A 16437-nucleotide genomic window follows, 5' to 3' on the forward strand; every position below is an offset into this window, starting at 1 on the left:
GCTATGAGCATACAATAATCCATGCATTTCGCATAATGCTATTTTTGACGTAAATTGTGAATTTTTGGAGAAAATAATTTACCGGGGGCATTTTCTTTTTTCCCTCCCGTTGCAACTTCACCAACTGATCAGTAAAATTAACTAAGAATACTTGTTAATTAGGAGGCACCTTATGATTACCCTTGCTGGCGTAATTGGATCTGGGAAATCATCCCTTACCCGCATTCTCGCTGACGAGTTACACACAATTCCGTTCTTCGAACCCGTCGCAGATAATCCCGTTCTTCCCCTCTTTTATAAAGGAAACGAGCAGGCTGCTAAGGCCCGTGCAAACGGCAACCCAGACGCTTCTAATCCGTACACATACCTACTCCAGACTTTTTTTATCAATCGGCGCTTCGCAATGATTAAAAAAGCAATTACGGGTCGAAATAACATCCTTGATCGCTCCATTCTTGAAGACGAAATGTTCATGAAAATGAATACGGATATGGGAAACGCAACGCAACTTGAACTATCGGTATACGAAGAACTTCTGCATAATATGCTTACGGAACTTGATACTATGAAATCCACTAATACTCACGACCTATTAATTTATATCCGGGTTTCATACGATACCATGATTCATCGGATTGAGAAACGGGGACGGGATTACGAGCAAATCAGTACAGATCCGTCCCTCGTTGAGTACTACCACACCCTCCTACAATACTACGCAAACTGGGAAAAGAATTATAACCGGAGTCCGATAATGATTATTGATGGCGACCAGTATGACTTTGTTGAACGTCCTGCAGACCGAAACCTATTACTCGACCAGATTGAACAACAGCTCGTCCACCTTGGAGCACTGTCATCGCAGGAAGCAGCCGCCCTTCACCAACAACGACACAGTTAAGGGAGTAATTAATATGGCATTTCTTATTGGAACATTTCTTGTTCTCGGATGTATTTATTTTTGGAAGATTTTTCTCACCGATATCTATCATCACTGGCAAACCGTTAACCAACCTGGCAAATGGGTTGCTACTATAATCGGGTTTATTGCCAACTTTTTAGATTCCCTCGGTATTGGCAGCTTTGCCGTTGCAACGCTGGGATTAAAAATAACGCATTCCCTTAAAAATGACCGCCTACTCCCGGGGACGCTCAACGTTAGTTGTACAGCTGCCGTTTTATTAGAGGCGACCCTTTTCGCTAGAACCATTAAGGTCAACGGAATAACCTTGATTAGCATGGTTTTTGCTGCTATAATCGGCGCATCAATTGGTTCTCGAATAATTGCGCACTTTAACGAACGTCGTATCCGTATTATTATGGGGATTGCATTACTAGCAACGGCAATCTTAATGACAATGCAAATCACCGGCGTAATGGCGACACTCGGACAGGGAAATACCGCCACTGGGTTAACGGGCGGACGTCTCTTACTCGGTATCGGAGGAAACTTTATTTTGGGCGCATTAATGACCGCTGGAATCGGGCTATACGCCCCGTGCATGGCCCTGACCTACCTTCTAGGACTGACCCCGGCGTGCGCGTTCCCAATTATGATGACGTCCTGTGCATTACTCCAACCAGTAGCTAGCCGAGAGTTTATTAAGAACGAAGATTATGACCGAAAAGCTTCTTTCTGGATTGCACTTGGCGCAATTCCTGGAGTAATCATTGCAGTTACCCTATTCAAAAACCTTAATACCAAATTATTAACCTGGTTAGTCATTGGAATTTTAATATACACTGCAGGAATGATGCTTTACCGGGGAATTCATCCTGAACCATCGAATTGATGGTCAGCAAAAAAGGGTTAGTTAAAATAAACGGATCATAAAATCACGATAGATTTTATGATCCGTTTTTTAACATTAGGTTATTTAAAAATAGTAACAAAAGCCCCGCCATGCATTATAACTTTCCGTACCCTTTTCCTGATTACTTGTTCCGTACCAATTTAATAACCGTCCCGTAACCATGCAACATCATATACTTGGGGCCAACCGAAACACGCACGATCTGCGGTTCAAACCGAACATTAATGATTCCGTCCCCCTCCTTAGTAACCGCCCGTTCAATTAATTTGGACTTAACTTCGGTATATAATTCATCATACTGGTCCACCGCATCAATTTCCTCCGCGGTTAATGTTCGCTTAACGGTTGCATTCACAATTCCTTTAATTGCGTAAGCATTATTAATTCCACCGGTTGTCAAAAACATCACGGTTCACCTCACAGATCAATAATTAGCCACACAATGATTCGGGTGGGACTCGAACCCACGACAACCCGCTTAGAAGGCGGATGCTCTATCCAGCTGAGCTACCGAACCATAAAACTACCGGAACATTATACTTAATCGTTCCTGGTAGTGTCAATTAACTAAACATCGTCACATACTGCACCTCAACCGTCACCGGATCAAGGCGCAGCCGAGAAAAACCAAATTTTAAGAAAACATGCCATGCCCGTACAAACGGTTGATAGCGGTGTTCAAAATAACTCTTATTAAGCTGTTGTTGCATAATTAAGTACACTGCATTATCCGACCTATTCGTCCACTTTTCTTGAAAGGCTGCTAATTGCTGGTCATCAATAAATAAAAATGATGTCCATTGCTTATCATTAGCAATTTCTAAAAAAGCACGCAAAGCTTCACAATAAGTAGCTAATAACTGATCCGCCAACTTTTCTTGTTGGCGAACTAACGGCATGAGGTTCGCTAACGCAACATTTACCGCAACCATTCCGCTCGCCCACCGCTCATTTTCCGAAGGATGCCGCACGGGCAGAACAGACTGAACCTCGCTTTGATACGCTAATCGCGCCATCCGTGCAATATCCATATCTAACCACCCCTAATCGTTAAAATAACGAGCATCGGCAGCAATTTCAAGGATTTCAATGTTTTCCATATACCAGTCACGTAAGAATTCGTACTTAAAAAGAAGGTCAAACCATGAAACCTGTTGTTGATCATCCGTCACGACTAACCCCCACTGCGCTGCCTTACCATTTGGGTTGGCTATAATCTGAACGCTCGTCCCCATTCCTAAATCTAAAACTGCATTATTAACTCCACTAGTTGTCAGCATTCGACCCGCATTTGAAGCCAAAATAAAGAGCTTGTCAAGCGCCTGTTCTGGCCGCCCCGCCTGCCGAAAAGGATGGAAATGACCGTTTGCGGGATCAAGAACACTGAAGTCAACATCAAAATCAAAGTCCTGCTGAAGGTATTCCCCAATAGCCAATAGATACTGCTCAAATCGGTGAATCACTTCAAAATGATAGCGCTTGGTATAGTCTAAGACCATCAAATTCGTCACGGCATGACTATTAATACGCATAACTTTTTCCTGAAAATTCAAATAGAACAGCGCATTTCCCGTTGTCCGCTCAGTGTAATACGCTCCTTGCTCAGTGTTATCAGCAAACGTAAACGTAAAATGGCCATCTTCCGTAATTTCAGGAAATTCATGATAAAGCTCATCAGCGTCTTCATCGGCCCGAAGTGTGACGGTCTCGTTTTGATGTTGTTGAAGCAGCCGGTTAAGAAAAATTAGGTAGTAATCAGCCTTACTAAACTGCTGGGGATAGATAAGGTAAGCGGAATTCAATTGAAATGCTGTTAATTTATCAGCAGCCGCAAATAATTCATGCGGATCCGTGGTTGTAATTAACCGGTCAAGCTGACGTGTAAAATCTAATCCCTTATTTAATTCCCGTTTAAGCTGCTCGTTATAGTTCATCAGCCGCCCGGTTGTGCTCAGCTCATCACCCTGCTCACGCGAATTAATTACTCGTTTTTCCTGTTCGTCACTCATTTTGATCACCTACTAGTTCTGGGCAGCAATTAACTGAGCAATGTAATCTCGGTATAACGAGTTATTTCGCTGTTCGAAGTTCTTAAAACTTCCAAACTGATCAACAATGCTCTGCTTCTCATAGCCAATTAGCGTATCTTCCTTTGATAACGCCAAGACTTTCTCATTATTTTGTTTAATCATGTCATAAGCATTATCCGCCTCTTCATCGAGGGCGGTTATGTGAGATAATTCCGCATTCAGCCGTTGTTTCTCATCACGTTGCTTAGTCCCACCAAAAAACATTCCCTTCTCCTGAGAAAGTTGTCGAATTTTCGTTCGAATTTCAGCTTTTCGTTGATCACGCTTATCTTGCTCATCGATTAGTTGTTGCAACCGGTCGTTTTCCTGAGATAACTCATCAATTTGATCACTATTGTAGCGTTTATGCTCCCCCTCAAGGGCAAAGGCTGTTGCTACTTTCTTATATTCTTCGTCATCAAAAACCAGCTTAACATTTAATACGTCAAGTGTTCCAAATAATCGCCGGCCCCACCAATTACCAAAATAGAACTGATATTGCCCTTCTGGTGTTTCTTCAAAGTAGAAAAACGGATATACACTGTGTAAATATTCAACCAGTTTGGTACTTAGGAAAGAACTCAATTCGGGAAATACATCGCTGATTAACGCCGTGTTATCTAGCTGTTTCTCGTCATCCTTCTTCCGGATTTCGTGGTTATACCGTTGCTGGTCAACCAGCGCATATACTTGACGGTCGTCATGCGCTTCAATTGCCCACTGAAGTTGCTGTAAAAAATCAATTTTACTTGTTACTTTATTTACTAACGGTTGAGTTTCCGTTAAGTTGATGTTCGCATTACTCATCGAACTTCTCCTTTAAACCTTTGATTTCTCAAAGTTACTACAGTCTTTATTTTACAAGATTTAACGGCGTTATCAAACCCGTCATTTCTCAAAAAGCTTAATTTCCCCGTTGCTCGTATTGCCGGATATGGTTATGAACACCAGTAAAGATAAAATCAGCCGGATCATCATCCGCACTTAATGCACTCTCTGCTGGGCCATGAACGGCAGCGTCATACAGTTTTTCATATTCTTGAACACTAACTTGCTTCCGACTAGCGAGTGCCTGTCCTGTTGGCCTAGTTGTAAACTGTGCTGCAAATCCCGGTTGGAGAATCCCAGAATAAAATTCACCCTCCGCCCCAGAACCGTAACTATACAATCCAATTCGCTCTCCCGCACGAAGCGTTGTACTATTTTCTAATAACGAAATTAAGCTTAGATATAATGAACCAGTATACAGGTTCCCAACCTGACTCCCATACTCCCGAGCAGCCTCAAATTGCTGAGCCAACCGCGCACCTATTTTTAAATCAGCATCAGCAATTAACTGGCGCAAGCCCTTTAAACCAAGTTTAGTAAATGGCAGGTGAAACAGCAACGCAGCGAAGTCATCCACTGTCCGCCCATTCATTTCCTGGTAATGAGTAAATGTATCAGCCAGAAAGTCTAAATAGACTTTAGTTGAATACTTACCGTCTACAAATGCAGCATCACACCCAAACGGCCGCCAAAAATCCATAATATCCTTCGTAACCACGGCAGCATCATCCTCAAGCGCAAGAATCCGGGGAGTTGCCTTGACAGTCATTGCAACCGCACCGCCTCCCTGAGTTGGTTCTCCAGGGGTCTTTAAACCATACCGTGCAATATCTGCAGCGATGACTAGCACAATCTGATCCGGATGAAGAGCAACCTGCCCTTTCGCCAGCTGTAATCCGGCCGTTCCCGTGTAACATGCCTGCTTCAATTCAGCAACGCGCACGTGCGGATTAAGGTCAAGAAGCCGAATCAACGGCGCTGCGGCTGACTTGGAATTATCGATAGCCGATTCAGTCGCAAAGAGAATCATTCCTAAGTGGGCCCGCTCTTCAGGGCCTAAAATCTTGTTAGCTGCACTTGCAGCCATCGTTACAATATCCTGCGTTGGTGGAATAACGGCCATTTTCTTTTGCCCAATCCCAATTAAATACTTATTAGGATCCTCATGCCGTGCGTGAGCTAACTCTGCCATATCAACAAATTGATTGCTCGTTGCAAACGCAATGCGATCAATCCCAATCTTCATCTCTGATCCCTCCCGAAACTCATGCTGTCAATAATCATAGCACAAATTAATTCTCAACCTATAGATAACCCCCTACCGTAAACTACGGTATAATGAAAGTAATTTGATAACGAAAGGACAAATTTATTATGGAAGAAGCCGTTCATCTTAATGTCAGCGGACTTGTACAAGGAGTGGGGTTTCGTTACAGTACTAAAGCCCTTGCCGATGAACTTGGAATTAAGGGAACCGTTTGTAACCTTCCAAACGGAACGGTTGATATTATCGCCCAGGGTAATGCGCAGCTCATTCGCCAATTTATTAAGCAAGTTCAGGCATGCCCTACCCCAGCAGGACACGTCACACACCTAACAAGCGAAAAAATCGCCCCCGCTTCCTACAATGATTTTCGGGTAACGTATTATTAGTCTGGTTGAAAACCACGCCTTATTCGGAGTACAGTATTAAGCAGTACTAGTTAACCCACGAAAGGACAATTTTAATCATATGAAACACAAGAAAAAGTTGCTAATTTTAGCGACAATCGGTAGCATTGCGCTTCTTTTGGGCGGATGCGTTCGGCGGGACGCACACGGTCGTCCGATTGGGTGGACGTATACCCACCTTGCAATTCCAACCCAACACCTTTTAAATTGGCTAGCTAACCTTTTAGGGGGAAGTTACGGGTGGTCAATTATCCTTATTACGTTTGCTGTTCGCCTTATTTTGATGCCGATCATGGTCCAACAATCCAAAAAGGCAACTGTCCAGCAAGTTAAAATGCAGGCAATTCAGCCATACATGCAACAAATCCAGGAAAAAATGCAACACGTCTCATCTCAGGCCGAACAAATGGCTCTTAGTCAGCAATTAATGCAATTATACAAACGGAATGATATTTCAGTGACCGGGGGAATAGGATGCCTTCCTCTCCTTATCCAACTGCCAATTTTTGCTGCGCTATATGCAGCCATTCAGTATTCTCCTGAGTTGTCACGTTCAACCTTTATGGGGATTAATTTGGGACACCGGTGCTTCTGGCTAGTAATGCTGTCGTTCCTAATTTATGCCCTTCAGGGCTGGCTTGCAACAATTGGCGTGCCAAAGGAACAGAAAAAAATGATGAACGCCATGATGCTTTACTCACCAATAATGATTGGTTTCATGACCTATATTTCACCAGCCGGATTAGGACTGTACTTCTTTGTTGGGGGAATTTTTGCCTGCCTCCAAACATTAATCATCGTTTTAATGCGGCCCCGAATTGAAAAACGCTTAGCGGCCGAGTTCGAAGTAGTTCCTCCAGAATCAATCGCCCTTCCCAAGGAAGAAAAGATTGAACAACAAGTAGAACAACAATCCGAGTTAAGTAACCGGGAACGCAATGCTGGTAAACAACACCGAAAAGAAGAATAACCAAAAATAATAGACATAGCTAAACAATGAAAATAACCGTGGTGGAGGTAACAACCTTCCACCACGGTTATTTAAGTAGTACCAAATCGTTCAGAAGTAATATGGCACCTAAACCTTTCGTTTCTTGCTCGCTTTTCAATCACCCGGTATTCGTTTTAGCAAGTGGAAGGGTAATCCGGAAAAGTGAACCATGGCCCAGAACGCTTTCAACGGTGATCTCACCGCGATACCCCTCAACTAGGCGCTGGGCAATTGCTAATCCAAGACCATTGCCTCCCTTATCCCGACTCCGTGCTTTATCCACCCGATAGAACCGGTTGAAGATTTTTTTAATATTTTCAGGAGCAATTCCCTCCCCAAAATCCTGTACAACAATCTGCACACTACGTTCATCCCGGTCCATAGAAACATGAATCTCTTTTCGCTTTTGGGAATACTTAACGGCATTATCCAGTAGAATAATTAAAATCTGTTCAAAATGATTCCGGTAAACATTAACCATCGTCGGCCCAGTTAGCTCGTTGTCCAAAACAAAGTCAAAGTCCGGATGAATCATTCGAATGTTATTGAACGTCTGAATTCCAACTTCCCGAACATCCGTTAATTCGTCCCCAAAATGAATCTCAATCTGTTCAGCCCTGGTTAAATCAAGCATTTCCTGCACAAGACTTTTCATACGGTTAATTTCCTGCAACGATGCGCTAATCGACTCCGTTAGAATCTCAGGATCGTCTTTCCCCCACCTGTTTAACATGTCTAAGTGACCCTGAATAATGGCCACTGGGGTCCGGAGTTCGTGTGAGACATCCTCAACAAACTGCTGTTGCTGTTCAACGTACCGGTTCATTCGGTTCAACATATCATTAAACAGAACAGCAAGCTCCGTGAGTTCATCATTGGTCGACATCACTGGAACGCGAACGTTTGCCAGCGCTTGTCCCTCATCATCAGCATTAATCTTACCAATTGTAGTATTAATCGCGTCAATTGGACGAATAAACCATGCTGCTAATCCATATGCTAACAAAGCACTCGCAAACGCAGCCGTTATCCCTAAGATTAAAAACGTAACCGCTAACCGAATGCGTGTTTGATCATATGCCTGCAATCGCCGTTCAACCTGAACATATCCTTGCAACTGATTATTTTTCCCCCGGACAGGCTGCTTTAATACCAATACCGTATGATGCTGAACTGTAGTAACCCGCTCTTCTGGGGCATGCCTATAAAACGACACTGCCGGTTTATGCGTCATAAACAGTAACCGTCCTGTTGGCCCATATACCGTTGCACAAAGATTTCGTTGCGCAAGGGTCGAATACACATCATGCTGATAATTACCCGTTTGGTGCTGGCGTCCAAGAGCCGTCCGAACAGTTGCTGGCGTCATTTCAGTGGTTGTATTTAACCGGCTGGTAACTGCCTGAACCACCGTCTGCGTTTCTTGACGTTGTTCTCGTAATAGTAAACTTGAGAAACTTTGGAAGAGAAGCAGAGCAAAAATAGCAAAGATTACCAATACCCCAAGACCGGTTCCAACCGCCCATTTCACCTTAATCGACATAAACCGCCGTTGCGTAACCTGCTGATTTCCAACGCGTTTCATCATTACGACCGCATTACATATCCGGTTCCCCGAACGGTTTGGATATAACTATCTTCTCCTGGGCGATCAATTTTATTCCGAAGATACCGAATATAAACATCAACAACGTTCGTTTCAATCTGACTCTCGTACCCCCATACCTTCCGTAAGAGGACGTCACGCGCCAGAACAACGTTTACGTTCTCCATTAAAACGAGCAACAACTCGTATTCCCGCTTGGTTAATTCGATTATTTCATCTCCCCGGCGTACAATCCGGTTTTCTTTTTCAATCGTGAGATCCTTAAATTTAACAAGCGTTTGCTGATTTTCGTTTTGCGTACTTTCAAGTTTAACCCGGCGAAGAACTGCCCGCAATCTAGCCAATAACTCTTCAATCGCAAATGGCTTTACAATATAGTCATCCGCACCGTGATCCAACCCTGAGACACGATCAATAACTGAATCCCGCGCCGTCATCATTATAATTGGCGTTGTCTTCACCTGGCGGATCCGCCGGCATACTTCCAATCCGTTTAACTCTGGTAACATTAAATCAAGTAGAATAGCATCCCAGTCCTCGTTAAGGGCCAGTTCTAATCCTTCCCGCCCGTTCTTACATGCGGCTGTTTCGTAACCTTCATGTTGTAATTCCAATTCAACAAACCGGGCAAGGTTTTTTTCATCCTCAATAATCAAAATCCGGCTCATTCTATCACTCCTATTAGGTTCCTGACAAACCCGTATTATCAATTGTCACCGCTTATTTTACCATTGTTACCAATAAATTCATAACATCGTTGATAAACTAATCCCCCGCTCCGTTACCCACTACAATTCAAGGTAGATAACAAAGTGGGGGATTACGTTGTTACTTAAAAAATGCTCCTATTCTTCGTGGTACCACTTGTAGTGGAACGTCCCTTCACGGTCGTTCCGTTCATACGTATGCGCCCCAAAGTAGTCCCGTTGTGCTTGAATCATGTTGGCTGGAAGAACCGCTGACCGATACTGATCATAGTACGTAATTGCTGCCGTATATCCCGGACATGGCACCCCTGCCTGAACAGCCAACGCGGCAATCTGCCGGGTTGCCTGCTGATAATCAGCGGCAATCCTAGTAAAGTATGGGTCGAGGAGCAGGTTTTTTAACTGTGCATCGCGCGCAAACGCATCGGTAATCTTCTGAAGGAATTGGGCTCGAATAATGCAACCATTCCGCCAAATCTTTGCTAGATTGCCGTAATTAATGCTCCAGTTATAGTGTTCCGAAGCAACCCGGATCTGTTCAAATCCCTGAGCGTAACTCATAATCTTACTGAAATAAAGCGCCTGCCGTAACTGATCAATAACCTGCTTCGTATCTAATCCGCTCGCATCAAACTTAGCTGGCGCCTTAAGCTGTTTGCTTGCCGTTACCCGCTCATCCTTCATTGCCGAGATGTACCGTGCGTATACTGATTCAGTAATTAAGGACTGCGGAACTCCTAATTCCAAAGCACTCTGAGAGCTCCACTTTCCGGTTCCCTTATTTCCTGCCCGGTCTAAGATTACGTCAATTACCGGCTTCCCGGTATCTAAATCATCCGGACAAGTCAAAATTTTCGCCGTAATGTCAATTAGGTAACTATTAAGCTCTGAGTCACGCCAGTCATTGAAAACATCAGCAATTTCCGCCACGCTCATCCCTAATAGGTTCCGCATAATGTTGTAACTTTCAGCGATTAATTCCATATCGCCGTATTCAATTCCATTATGCACCATCTTAACGTAATGTCCTGCCCCGTTAGGCCCAATATACGTAACACATGGCTCACCATCATCCGCCTTAGCAGCGATTTGCTTAAGAATTGGAGCAACCAAATCATAAGCTTCTTGTTGCCCTCCAGGCATTAAGGAAGGTCCATGGAGCGCCCCCTTCTGACCACCAGAAGTCCCCATTCCAATAAAGTTAATTCCGGAATTATCTAATTCCTTGTTCCGCCGAATTGTGTCCTTAAAGAAGGTGTTACCCCCGTCGATTAAAATATCACCCTTATCCAGATAAGGTAACAAGTTATGAATCGTGGAATCCGTTGGGGCCCCTGCTTTAACCATCATCAAAATCTTCCGCGGCCGTTCAAGCGAGTTAACAAAATCTTCGATTGAGTAGCTTGGCACAAACCGTTTATCCGGATGATCCGCCATTGCCTTCTTCGTGTAACTCGAATCCCAATCATAAACAGCGACGGTATACCCCTTATCTTCAATATTAAGCGCAAGGTTTTTCCCCATTACTGCCATCCCTACAACACCAATTTGTGGTTTATCCATTAAAATGACCTCCTAGCCTTTCGTCGCAGTTTTACCTGTTACTTTTTTCTTAACTGACGGGCGCTTTTTGCCTAGTACTGTATCCCGTGTAATCGTTACCTGCGTGATATCATCATGACTCGGAATATCATACATCACATCCCGCATTGTCGCTTCGATGATTGACCGTAATCCCCGGGCACCAGTATTCCGTTCGATTGCTTGACGCGCCATCTCCTGCAAGGCGTCATCATCAAATTTTAACTTAACCCCATCAAGTTCAAGCAGCCGCTGGTACTGTTTAACGAGCGCATTCTTTGGCTCCTTGAGGATGCGAACCAAATCATCCTGCGTTAACTTTTCCAGGGCCGTTAAAATTGGTAAACGACCGATAAATTCAGGAATTAGTCCGAATTTTAAGAGATCTTCTGGAATCACCTGCTGCATAATACTCTTAGAGTCATCCAACTGATTCTTAGAGTCTGTTCCAAAACCAATTGTTTTATCCCCTAATCGGTTTTTAACAATCGTTTCAATTCCGTCAAACGCTCCCCCAACAATAAAGAGAATGTTAGTCGTATCCACTTGGATAAATTCCTGTTGCGGGTGTTTCCGTCCCCCCTGCGGTGGAACGTTGGCGACGGTTCCTTCCAGAATTTTCAACAAAGCCTGTTGAACCCCTTCTCCTGATACATCACGCGTGATTGAAACGTTCTCACTCTTTTTTGCAATTTTGTCAATCTCATCAATGTAGATAATTCCGTGTTGCGCCCGCTCAACATCATAATCAGCATTTTGGAGAAGCTTTAATAGGATGTTCTCAACGTCTTCCCCAACATATCCCGCCTCAGTCAGAGTAGTCGCATCGGCAATCGCAAACGGAACGTTTAACATCCGTGCTAAGTTTTGGGCCATAAAGGTCTTTCCTGAACCAGTCGGTCCCACTAAACAAATATTACTCTTTTGAAGTTCAGTATCATTATCATCAGCATCCAAAGCTGCATTAACCCGCTTATAGTGATTATAGACGGCAACAGCAAGGGTCTTTTTTGTTTCAGTTTGACCAATAACGTACTGATCAAGGAAAGCAACAATCTCCCGGGGCGTTGGAATCCGTCCCAACTCCTCTTTTGTTTGGGCCTTTCGTTCATCCGTAATGATCGCCTGCGCAAGTGCAACGCATTCATTACAAATGAACACCCCCGGGCCAGAGATCATACTTTCGACCTGATCTTCAGTCTTACCACAGAAAGAACAGGTCGCAACTGTCTTTGTATTTTCCTTGTCTTCTTGCATCAACAAACCTCTCCCCTGGTTAAACTTCTCTTTTATTCTAGCAAAAAAGGCTTTCAGGTGCTATCCGAACAACCCATCATTCTGTGTATTTCTTTGTCCATCTATAAAACCCCGCAAAGGAATAATTCCTTTACGGGGTCTGCAATCAAAGTTCCCCCTTAGGGTTTACTTTGACTCCTTGTCATCCTTTGATTCCTTTTTGGTCTGCTTAGCAGAATCCGTAATTTCATCAACAACCTTCCGGATGGCAATATCATGCTTTAACATATCGTCTGAAAGAGCAGAGCGAACGGCCTTAACATCCATGTTGTACTGCTCTGCAAGACTCTTCAATTCATCATTGATTTCGTCCTCTGACGGGTCAATCTTTTCCTTAGTAACGATTGCCTCCAGAACAAGGTTCGTCTTAACCCGCTTTTCGGCACCGTCCCGCAGGTTCTTCCGCATCTCTTCTTCAGAAGTTCCAGTCAGCTTGAAGTACGTGTCCGGCGTAACACCTTGCTGCTGCATTCCAGCAAAGTACTGGTCCATCTGCCGTTGAACGTCATCTTCAATCATCTGTTCTGGGATGTCACCAATCCTAGCGTTTGCAACCGCTTCATCAACCGCTTCATCCTGAATAGCTTCCCGGGCGGCCTGAACCTTCTGTTCCTTCAACTCATCCTTAATCTTTGCCTTTAACTCTTCAAGAGAATCAACGTCCTCGTCAACGTCCTTGGCAAACTCATCGTCAAGTTCCGGTAACTCCTTCTCCTTAACTTCATGGATTTCTGTTTCAAAGACGGCATCCTTCCCTTGAAGGTCCTTAGCTTGGTAATCGTCCGGGAACGTCACCTTAACCTCAACCTTGTCGCCTGCCTTGTGACCAATCAACTGATCTTCAAAACCAGGAATGAAGGCATTTGAGCCAAGTTCAAGTGAATAGTTATCTGCCTTGCCACCTTCAAATGATTCACCGTCAACCTTACCATCAAAATCAATTACAACGGTATCGCCCTTTTCAGCAGGTTGGTCTTCCTTTAAAACAAGTTCTGCTTGCTGCTGCCGCCGTCGCTCTAATTCGGCCTCAACATCTGCTTTAAGAACACGGGTTGAGTGCGGGGTAACTTCAAGGTTCTTGTACTGACCAAGCTCAACCTCTGGCTCAACGGTAACCTTAGCACTTAAAACCCACGCTGCATCCTTTTCCATCGATTCAACGTTTACTTCTGGCTGGGCAACCGGCTTAATTCCAGCTTCCTGAACAGCATCAGCATATGCATTTGGAAGTAAAGCATTGAGCGCATCCTGATAAAGCGCTTCTTCACCGTACATCCGGTTAAAGATCTGCCGTGGCACCCGACCCTTCCGAAATCCAGGCACATTCAGATTCTTCTTTACACGGTTGAACGCGATATCCAACCCTTCCTTAATTTTTTCCGGTGCAATTTCGAAAGTTAATTTCCCCTCATTTGTACCGTCTTCTTTTTCCCATTTAACAGACATTGTCCTACCTCCGAGCTATTAATTCGCAAATAATAAGCTACTTGCATACTTAATCAGTTTACCGTACCCGCGAAAAAAAGTAAATGATTCCTTGTAATAAAAAAAGGGTCGTGAACGCAGTCACAACCCTCTTTTTTAGCCATTAGGCCGTAATATTATTCAACGATTTCTGAAACCACACCGGCACCAACAGTCCGGCCACCTTCACGAACCGTGAATTTCGTTCCCTTTTCAAGGGCAACCGGCTTAATCAGTTCGACACTGAACGTAACGTTGTCACCAGGCATCACCATTTCTACACCCTCTGGCAATTCGATAACACCCGTAACATCCGTTGTATGGAAGTAGAACTGAGGACGGTAGTTTGAGAAGAACGGTGTGTGCCGACCGCCTTCTTCCTTCGTCAACACGTAAACCTCACCCTTGAACTTAGTGTGCGTCTGGATTGAACCAGGAGCCGCAAGCACCTGTCCACGTTCAACTTGGTCATGGTCGATTCCACGAAGGAGTGCACCAATGTTGTCACCGGCTTCCCCAAGGTCAAGAGTCTTCCGGAACATTTCAACACCCGTAACCGTCGTCTTAAGAACTTTGTCCGTTAAACCGATAATTTCAACTTCGTCACCGACCTTAACAGTCCCACGGTCGATACGCCCTGAAGCAACGGTCCCACGACCAGTAATCGTAAAGACGTCTTCAACAGGCATCAAGAACGGCTTGTCCGTTGGACGTTCTGGCGTTGGAATGTATTCGTCAATGGTGTCCATTAACTTCATAATCGTTTCCTGTTCCTTCTCATCACCCTCAAGGGCCTTCAGAGCTGAACCACGGATAACCGGAATATCGTCACCAGGGAAGTCATACTCGCTAAGAAGGTCACGAACTTCCATTTCAACCAAGTCTAACAGTTCGTCATCATCAACTAAGTCAGTCTTGTTGAGGTAAACAACGATGTATTCAACACCAACCTGACGAGCAAGCAAAATGTGTTCACGCGTCTGCGGCATTGGGCCATCAGTAGCAGCAACAACCAGGATGGCACCATCCATCTGAGCAGCACCAGTAATCATGTTCTTAACATAGTCAGCATGCCCTGGAGCATCAATGTGGGCATAGTGACGCTTTTCCGTTTCATATTCAACATGGGCGGTGTTGATCGTGATACCACGTTCCTTTTCTTCAGGAGCTGCATCAATGTCAGCATAGTCCTCAGCCTGAGCCAGACCCTTTTCTGACAGTACCTTCGTGATTGCAGCCGTTAAAGTCGTCTTCCCATGGTCAACGTGGCCAATCGTACCGATGTTTACATGGGGTTTTGTTCTTTCGTAATGTTCTTTAGCCATTATACGAACCTCCTGTAATTTTACAAGAATTACCCGCGCAAAAGCCGATAATTACTTTAGTGTTTATTATACTACTTCCTAATTAGAATGCAACGAAAACTCCGCTCCACTCCTCCGGAAGAAGAATTCCGTAGTCGATTATATAGAGGCATTCTCTATTTGTAAATACTTATCATTAATTTTCTATACCCGCCACTGTTGAATGGTTCTTTCCAAAAGGTGCGCCTTTTCCCGCTCCTTAGTTGAAAGTTCATCTTGTTGATTCAACAGAATCAATCGCCACCGCTCTGCATCATTAATTACATCATCCTGAAAGGGATATAAAACCATTAACTTTAATCGCACCTCAGCGTACCGTTGTAACCGAAGCGCGAGTGGTTCTTCACTTTCACACTCAATAATCTCCTGATAGTAATGACGGACAACTGGCGCATCGTCAAGTGCATCAAGGCTCCCTGGAACAACCCTTTGTGGCGAACCGATTAACGGTTGAATCATTATGTGGCGAAAAACAGCTAGTCGCCGCAAATCATCCATTAGGGTTGCCCGAACAAGTGGATGAACTGCCGGGTCAATTAACGGAAGCCGACTGGCATCCACAAATTGCCGTGGAGTAAGCGCATTAGCCGCCTTTACCCGTTGGCGTTGGATTAACACCCCTTCTCCACCGCAATGGGCCAGTTGACTCATCACCTGAGTTGCTGTCGTAGATTGATTATTCCAATACTGAATTGTTGCCCGTTTAATTACCCCGCCAAACCGTTCTTTCTCGGTAGCAGACAAAAAGTGGCTAATCTCCGTGAGCAACATTACAATTTCAAGAACAGCTCCTGCCTGGCACCCGTACTCAATGTACTGGACAAAATAATCGTCATTCTCTAAGTATTCCCGCGGATAATCCTTAGCAGTTGCATAAGCTGCCACATAATCTCCCATTTTAGCGAGTGCTCGTGTTAGTAAATAATTCACTCGAAATGTGGCGTTTTTTTGATAACAAGCCGTTAAAAGAATTGTTGCCCTTCGGTACTGACCATCATTTAGTGCTTGAATTCCCGCTTTTATGTCATCCGCTGGCATTAATATCC

The 16437-nt window shown here is 44.2% G+C and carries 16 protein-coding genes and 1 tRNA gene; 4 read left to right on the forward strand and 13 right to left on the reverse strand.

Annotation, left to right across the window (positions count from 1 at the left end; genetic code table 11):
* Positions 1-172: 172 nt before the first annotated feature.
* Both ACI3EZ_RS01620 and ACI3EZ_RS01625 read left to right on the forward strand, forming a co-directional pair.
* Positions 173-901, forward strand: coding sequence for a deoxynucleoside kinase (locus ACI3EZ_RS01620; protein ID WP_405025317.1), 729 nt, complete (start codon positions 173-175; stop codon positions 899-901).
* A 13-nt stretch (positions 902-914) separates the two neighbouring features.
* On the forward strand, positions 915-1793 hold the full coding sequence (locus tag ACI3EZ_RS01625; protein WP_405023863.1) for a sulfite exporter TauE/SafE family protein: 879 nt from the start codon (positions 915-917) through the stop codon (positions 1791-1793).
* Positions 1794-1935: 142 nt separating this feature from the next.
* Here ACI3EZ_RS01625 and ACI3EZ_RS01630 read toward each other — a convergent pair whose 3' ends face one another.
* The 6 genes from ACI3EZ_RS01630 to ACI3EZ_RS01655 form a co-directional block, all read right to left on the reverse strand.
* Complete coding sequence (locus tag ACI3EZ_RS01630) at positions 1936-2220, reverse strand: hypothetical protein (protein WP_405023864.1); 285 nt, start codon at positions 2218-2220, stop codon at positions 1936-1938.
* A gap of 37 nt (positions 2221-2257) precedes the next feature.
* A tRNA-Arg gene (locus tag ACI3EZ_RS01635) sits at positions 2258-2331 on the reverse strand.
* Positions 2332-2377: 46 nt separating this feature from the next.
* Entirely contained in the window at positions 2378-2845 is a 468-nt protein-coding gene (locus ACI3EZ_RS01640) for a hypothetical protein (protein ID WP_405023865.1), read from the reverse strand.
* Between the two features lie 12 nt (positions 2846-2857).
* On the reverse strand, positions 2858-3823 hold the full coding sequence (locus ACI3EZ_RS01645; protein ID WP_405025318.1) for a hypothetical protein: 966 nt from the start codon (positions 3821-3823) through the stop codon (positions 2858-2860).
* 12 nt (positions 3824-3835) lie between these two features.
* On the reverse strand, positions 3836-4690 hold the full coding sequence (locus tag ACI3EZ_RS01650) for an exonuclease SbcC (RefSeq protein WP_405025319.1): 855 nt from the start codon (positions 4688-4690) through the stop codon (positions 3836-3838).
* A gap of 97 nt (positions 4691-4787) precedes the next feature.
* On the reverse strand, positions 4788-5957 hold the full coding sequence (locus ACI3EZ_RS01655; protein WP_405025320.1) for a hydroxymethylglutaryl-CoA synthase: 1170 nt from the start codon (positions 5955-5957) through the stop codon (positions 4788-4790).
* 128 nt (positions 5958-6085) lie between these two features.
* On the opposite strand from ACI3EZ_RS01655, the gene ACI3EZ_RS01660 reads away from it, so the two are divergent.
* Both ACI3EZ_RS01660 and yidC read left to right on the forward strand, forming a co-directional pair.
* Positions 6086-6364, forward strand: coding sequence for an acylphosphatase (locus tag ACI3EZ_RS01660; RefSeq protein WP_405023869.1), 279 nt, complete (start codon positions 6086-6088; stop codon positions 6362-6364).
* Between the two features lie 79 nt (positions 6365-6443).
* Positions 6444-7352, forward strand: coding sequence for a membrane protein insertase YidC (gene yidC, locus ACI3EZ_RS01665; protein WP_405025321.1), 909 nt, complete (start codon positions 6444-6446; stop codon positions 7350-7352).
* Positions 7353-7491: 139 nt separating this feature from the next.
* Here yidC and ACI3EZ_RS01670 read toward each other — a convergent pair whose 3' ends face one another.
* The 7 genes from ACI3EZ_RS01670 to ACI3EZ_RS01700 form a co-directional block, all read right to left on the reverse strand.
* The gene (locus tag ACI3EZ_RS01670; RefSeq protein WP_405025322.1) at positions 7492-8958 is read right to left on the reverse strand and encodes an ATP-binding protein; all 1467 of its coding nucleotides are present in this window, start codon (positions 8956-8958) and stop codon (positions 7492-7494) included.
* A gap of 2 nt (positions 8959-8960) precedes the next feature.
* A complete protein-coding gene (locus ACI3EZ_RS01675) occupies positions 8961-9647 on the reverse strand; it encodes a response regulator transcription factor (protein ID WP_405023872.1) in 687 nt (228 codons plus the stop codon).
* A 177-nt stretch (positions 9648-9824) separates the two neighbouring features.
* Complete coding sequence (gene gndA / locus ACI3EZ_RS01680; protein ID WP_405025323.1) at positions 9825-11249, reverse strand: NADP-dependent phosphogluconate dehydrogenase; 1425 nt, start codon at positions 11247-11249, stop codon at positions 9825-9827.
* A 12-nt stretch (positions 11250-11261) separates the two neighbouring features.
* Complete coding sequence (gene clpX, locus ACI3EZ_RS01685; RefSeq protein WP_405023874.1) at positions 11262-12524, reverse strand: ATP-dependent Clp protease ATP-binding subunit ClpX; 1263 nt, start codon at positions 12522-12524, stop codon at positions 11262-11264.
* Between the two features lie 165 nt (positions 12525-12689).
* A complete protein-coding gene (tig, locus tag ACI3EZ_RS01690) occupies positions 12690-14009 on the reverse strand; it encodes a trigger factor (protein WP_405023875.1) in 1320 nt (439 codons plus the stop codon).
* Positions 14010-14164: 155 nt separating this feature from the next.
* Entirely contained in the window at positions 14165-15352 is a 1188-nt protein-coding gene (gene tuf / locus ACI3EZ_RS01695) for an elongation factor Tu (RefSeq protein ID WP_405023876.1), read from the reverse strand.
* 183 nt (positions 15353-15535) lie between these two features.
* A complete protein-coding gene (locus ACI3EZ_RS01700) occupies positions 15536-16429 on the reverse strand; it encodes a hypothetical protein (RefSeq protein ID WP_405025324.1) in 894 nt (297 codons plus the stop codon).
* Between the last annotated feature and the right edge of the window lie 8 nt (positions 16430-16437).

The organism is Ligilactobacillus sp. LYQ60, from assembly GCF_045033015.1.
In the GTDB taxonomy this organism is placed as follows: domain Bacteria; phylum Bacillota; class Bacilli; order Lactobacillales; family Lactobacillaceae; genus Ligilactobacillus.

What these genes read in the sequence shown, in the direction of transcription:
- tuf (WP_405023876.1), bottom strand. Translation starts at nt 15,352, where the DNA reads ATGGCTAAAGAACATTACGAAAGAACAAAACCCCATGTAAACATCGGT.
- ACI3EZ_RS01660 (WP_405023869.1), top strand. Translation starts at nt 6,086, where the DNA reads ATGGAAGAAGCCGTTCATCTTAATGTCAGCGGACTTGTACAAGGAGTG.
- tig (WP_405023875.1), bottom strand. Translation starts at nt 14,009, where the DNA reads ATGTCTGTTAAATGGGAAAAAGAAGACGGTACAAATGAGGGGAAATTA.
- ACI3EZ_RS01700 (WP_405025324.1), bottom strand. Translation starts at nt 16,429, where the DNA reads ATGCCAGCGGATGACATAAAAGCGGGAATTCAAGCACTAAATGATGGT.
- gndA (WP_405025323.1), bottom strand. Translation starts at nt 11,249, where the DNA reads ATGGATAAACCACAAATTGGTGTTGTAGGGATGGCAGTAATGGGGAAA.
- ACI3EZ_RS01650 (WP_405025319.1), bottom strand. Translation starts at nt 4,690, where the DNA reads ATGAGTAATGCGAACATCAACTTAACGGAAACTCAACCGTTAGTAAAT.
- ACI3EZ_RS01675 (WP_405023872.1), bottom strand. Translation starts at nt 9,647, where the DNA reads ATGAGCCGGATTTTGATTATTGAGGATGAAAAAAACCTTGCCCGGTTT.
- ACI3EZ_RS01625 (WP_405023863.1), top strand. Translation starts at nt 915, where the DNA reads ATGGCATTTCTTATTGGAACATTTCTTGTTCTCGGATGTATTTATTTT.
- ACI3EZ_RS01620 (WP_405025317.1), top strand. Translation starts at nt 173, where the DNA reads ATGATTACCCTTGCTGGCGTAATTGGATCTGGGAAATCATCCCTTACC.
- ACI3EZ_RS01640 (WP_405023865.1), bottom strand. Translation starts at nt 2,845, where the DNA reads ATGGATATTGCACGGATGGCGCGATTAGCGTATCAAAGCGAGGTTCAG.
- ACI3EZ_RS01645 (WP_405025318.1), bottom strand. Translation starts at nt 3,823, where the DNA reads ATGAGTGACGAACAGGAAAAACGAGTAATTAATTCGCGTGAGCAGGGT.
- ACI3EZ_RS01630 (WP_405023864.1), bottom strand. Translation starts at nt 2,220, where the DNA reads ATGTTTTTGACAACCGGTGGAATTAATAATGCTTACGCAATTAAAGGA.
- ACI3EZ_RS01670 (WP_405025322.1), bottom strand. Translation starts at nt 8,958, where the DNA reads ATGAAACGCGTTGGAAATCAGCAGGTTACGCAACGGCGGTTTATGTCG.
- ACI3EZ_RS01655 (WP_405025320.1), bottom strand. Translation starts at nt 5,957, where the DNA reads ATGAAGATTGGGATTGATCGCATTGCGTTTGCAACGAGCAATCAATTT.
- clpX (WP_405023874.1), bottom strand. Translation starts at nt 12,524, where the DNA reads ATGCAAGAAGACAAGGAAAATACAAAGACAGTTGCGACCTGTTCTTTC.
- yidC (WP_405025321.1), top strand. Translation starts at nt 6,444, where the DNA reads ATGAAACACAAGAAAAAGTTGCTAATTTTAGCGACAATCGGTAGCATT.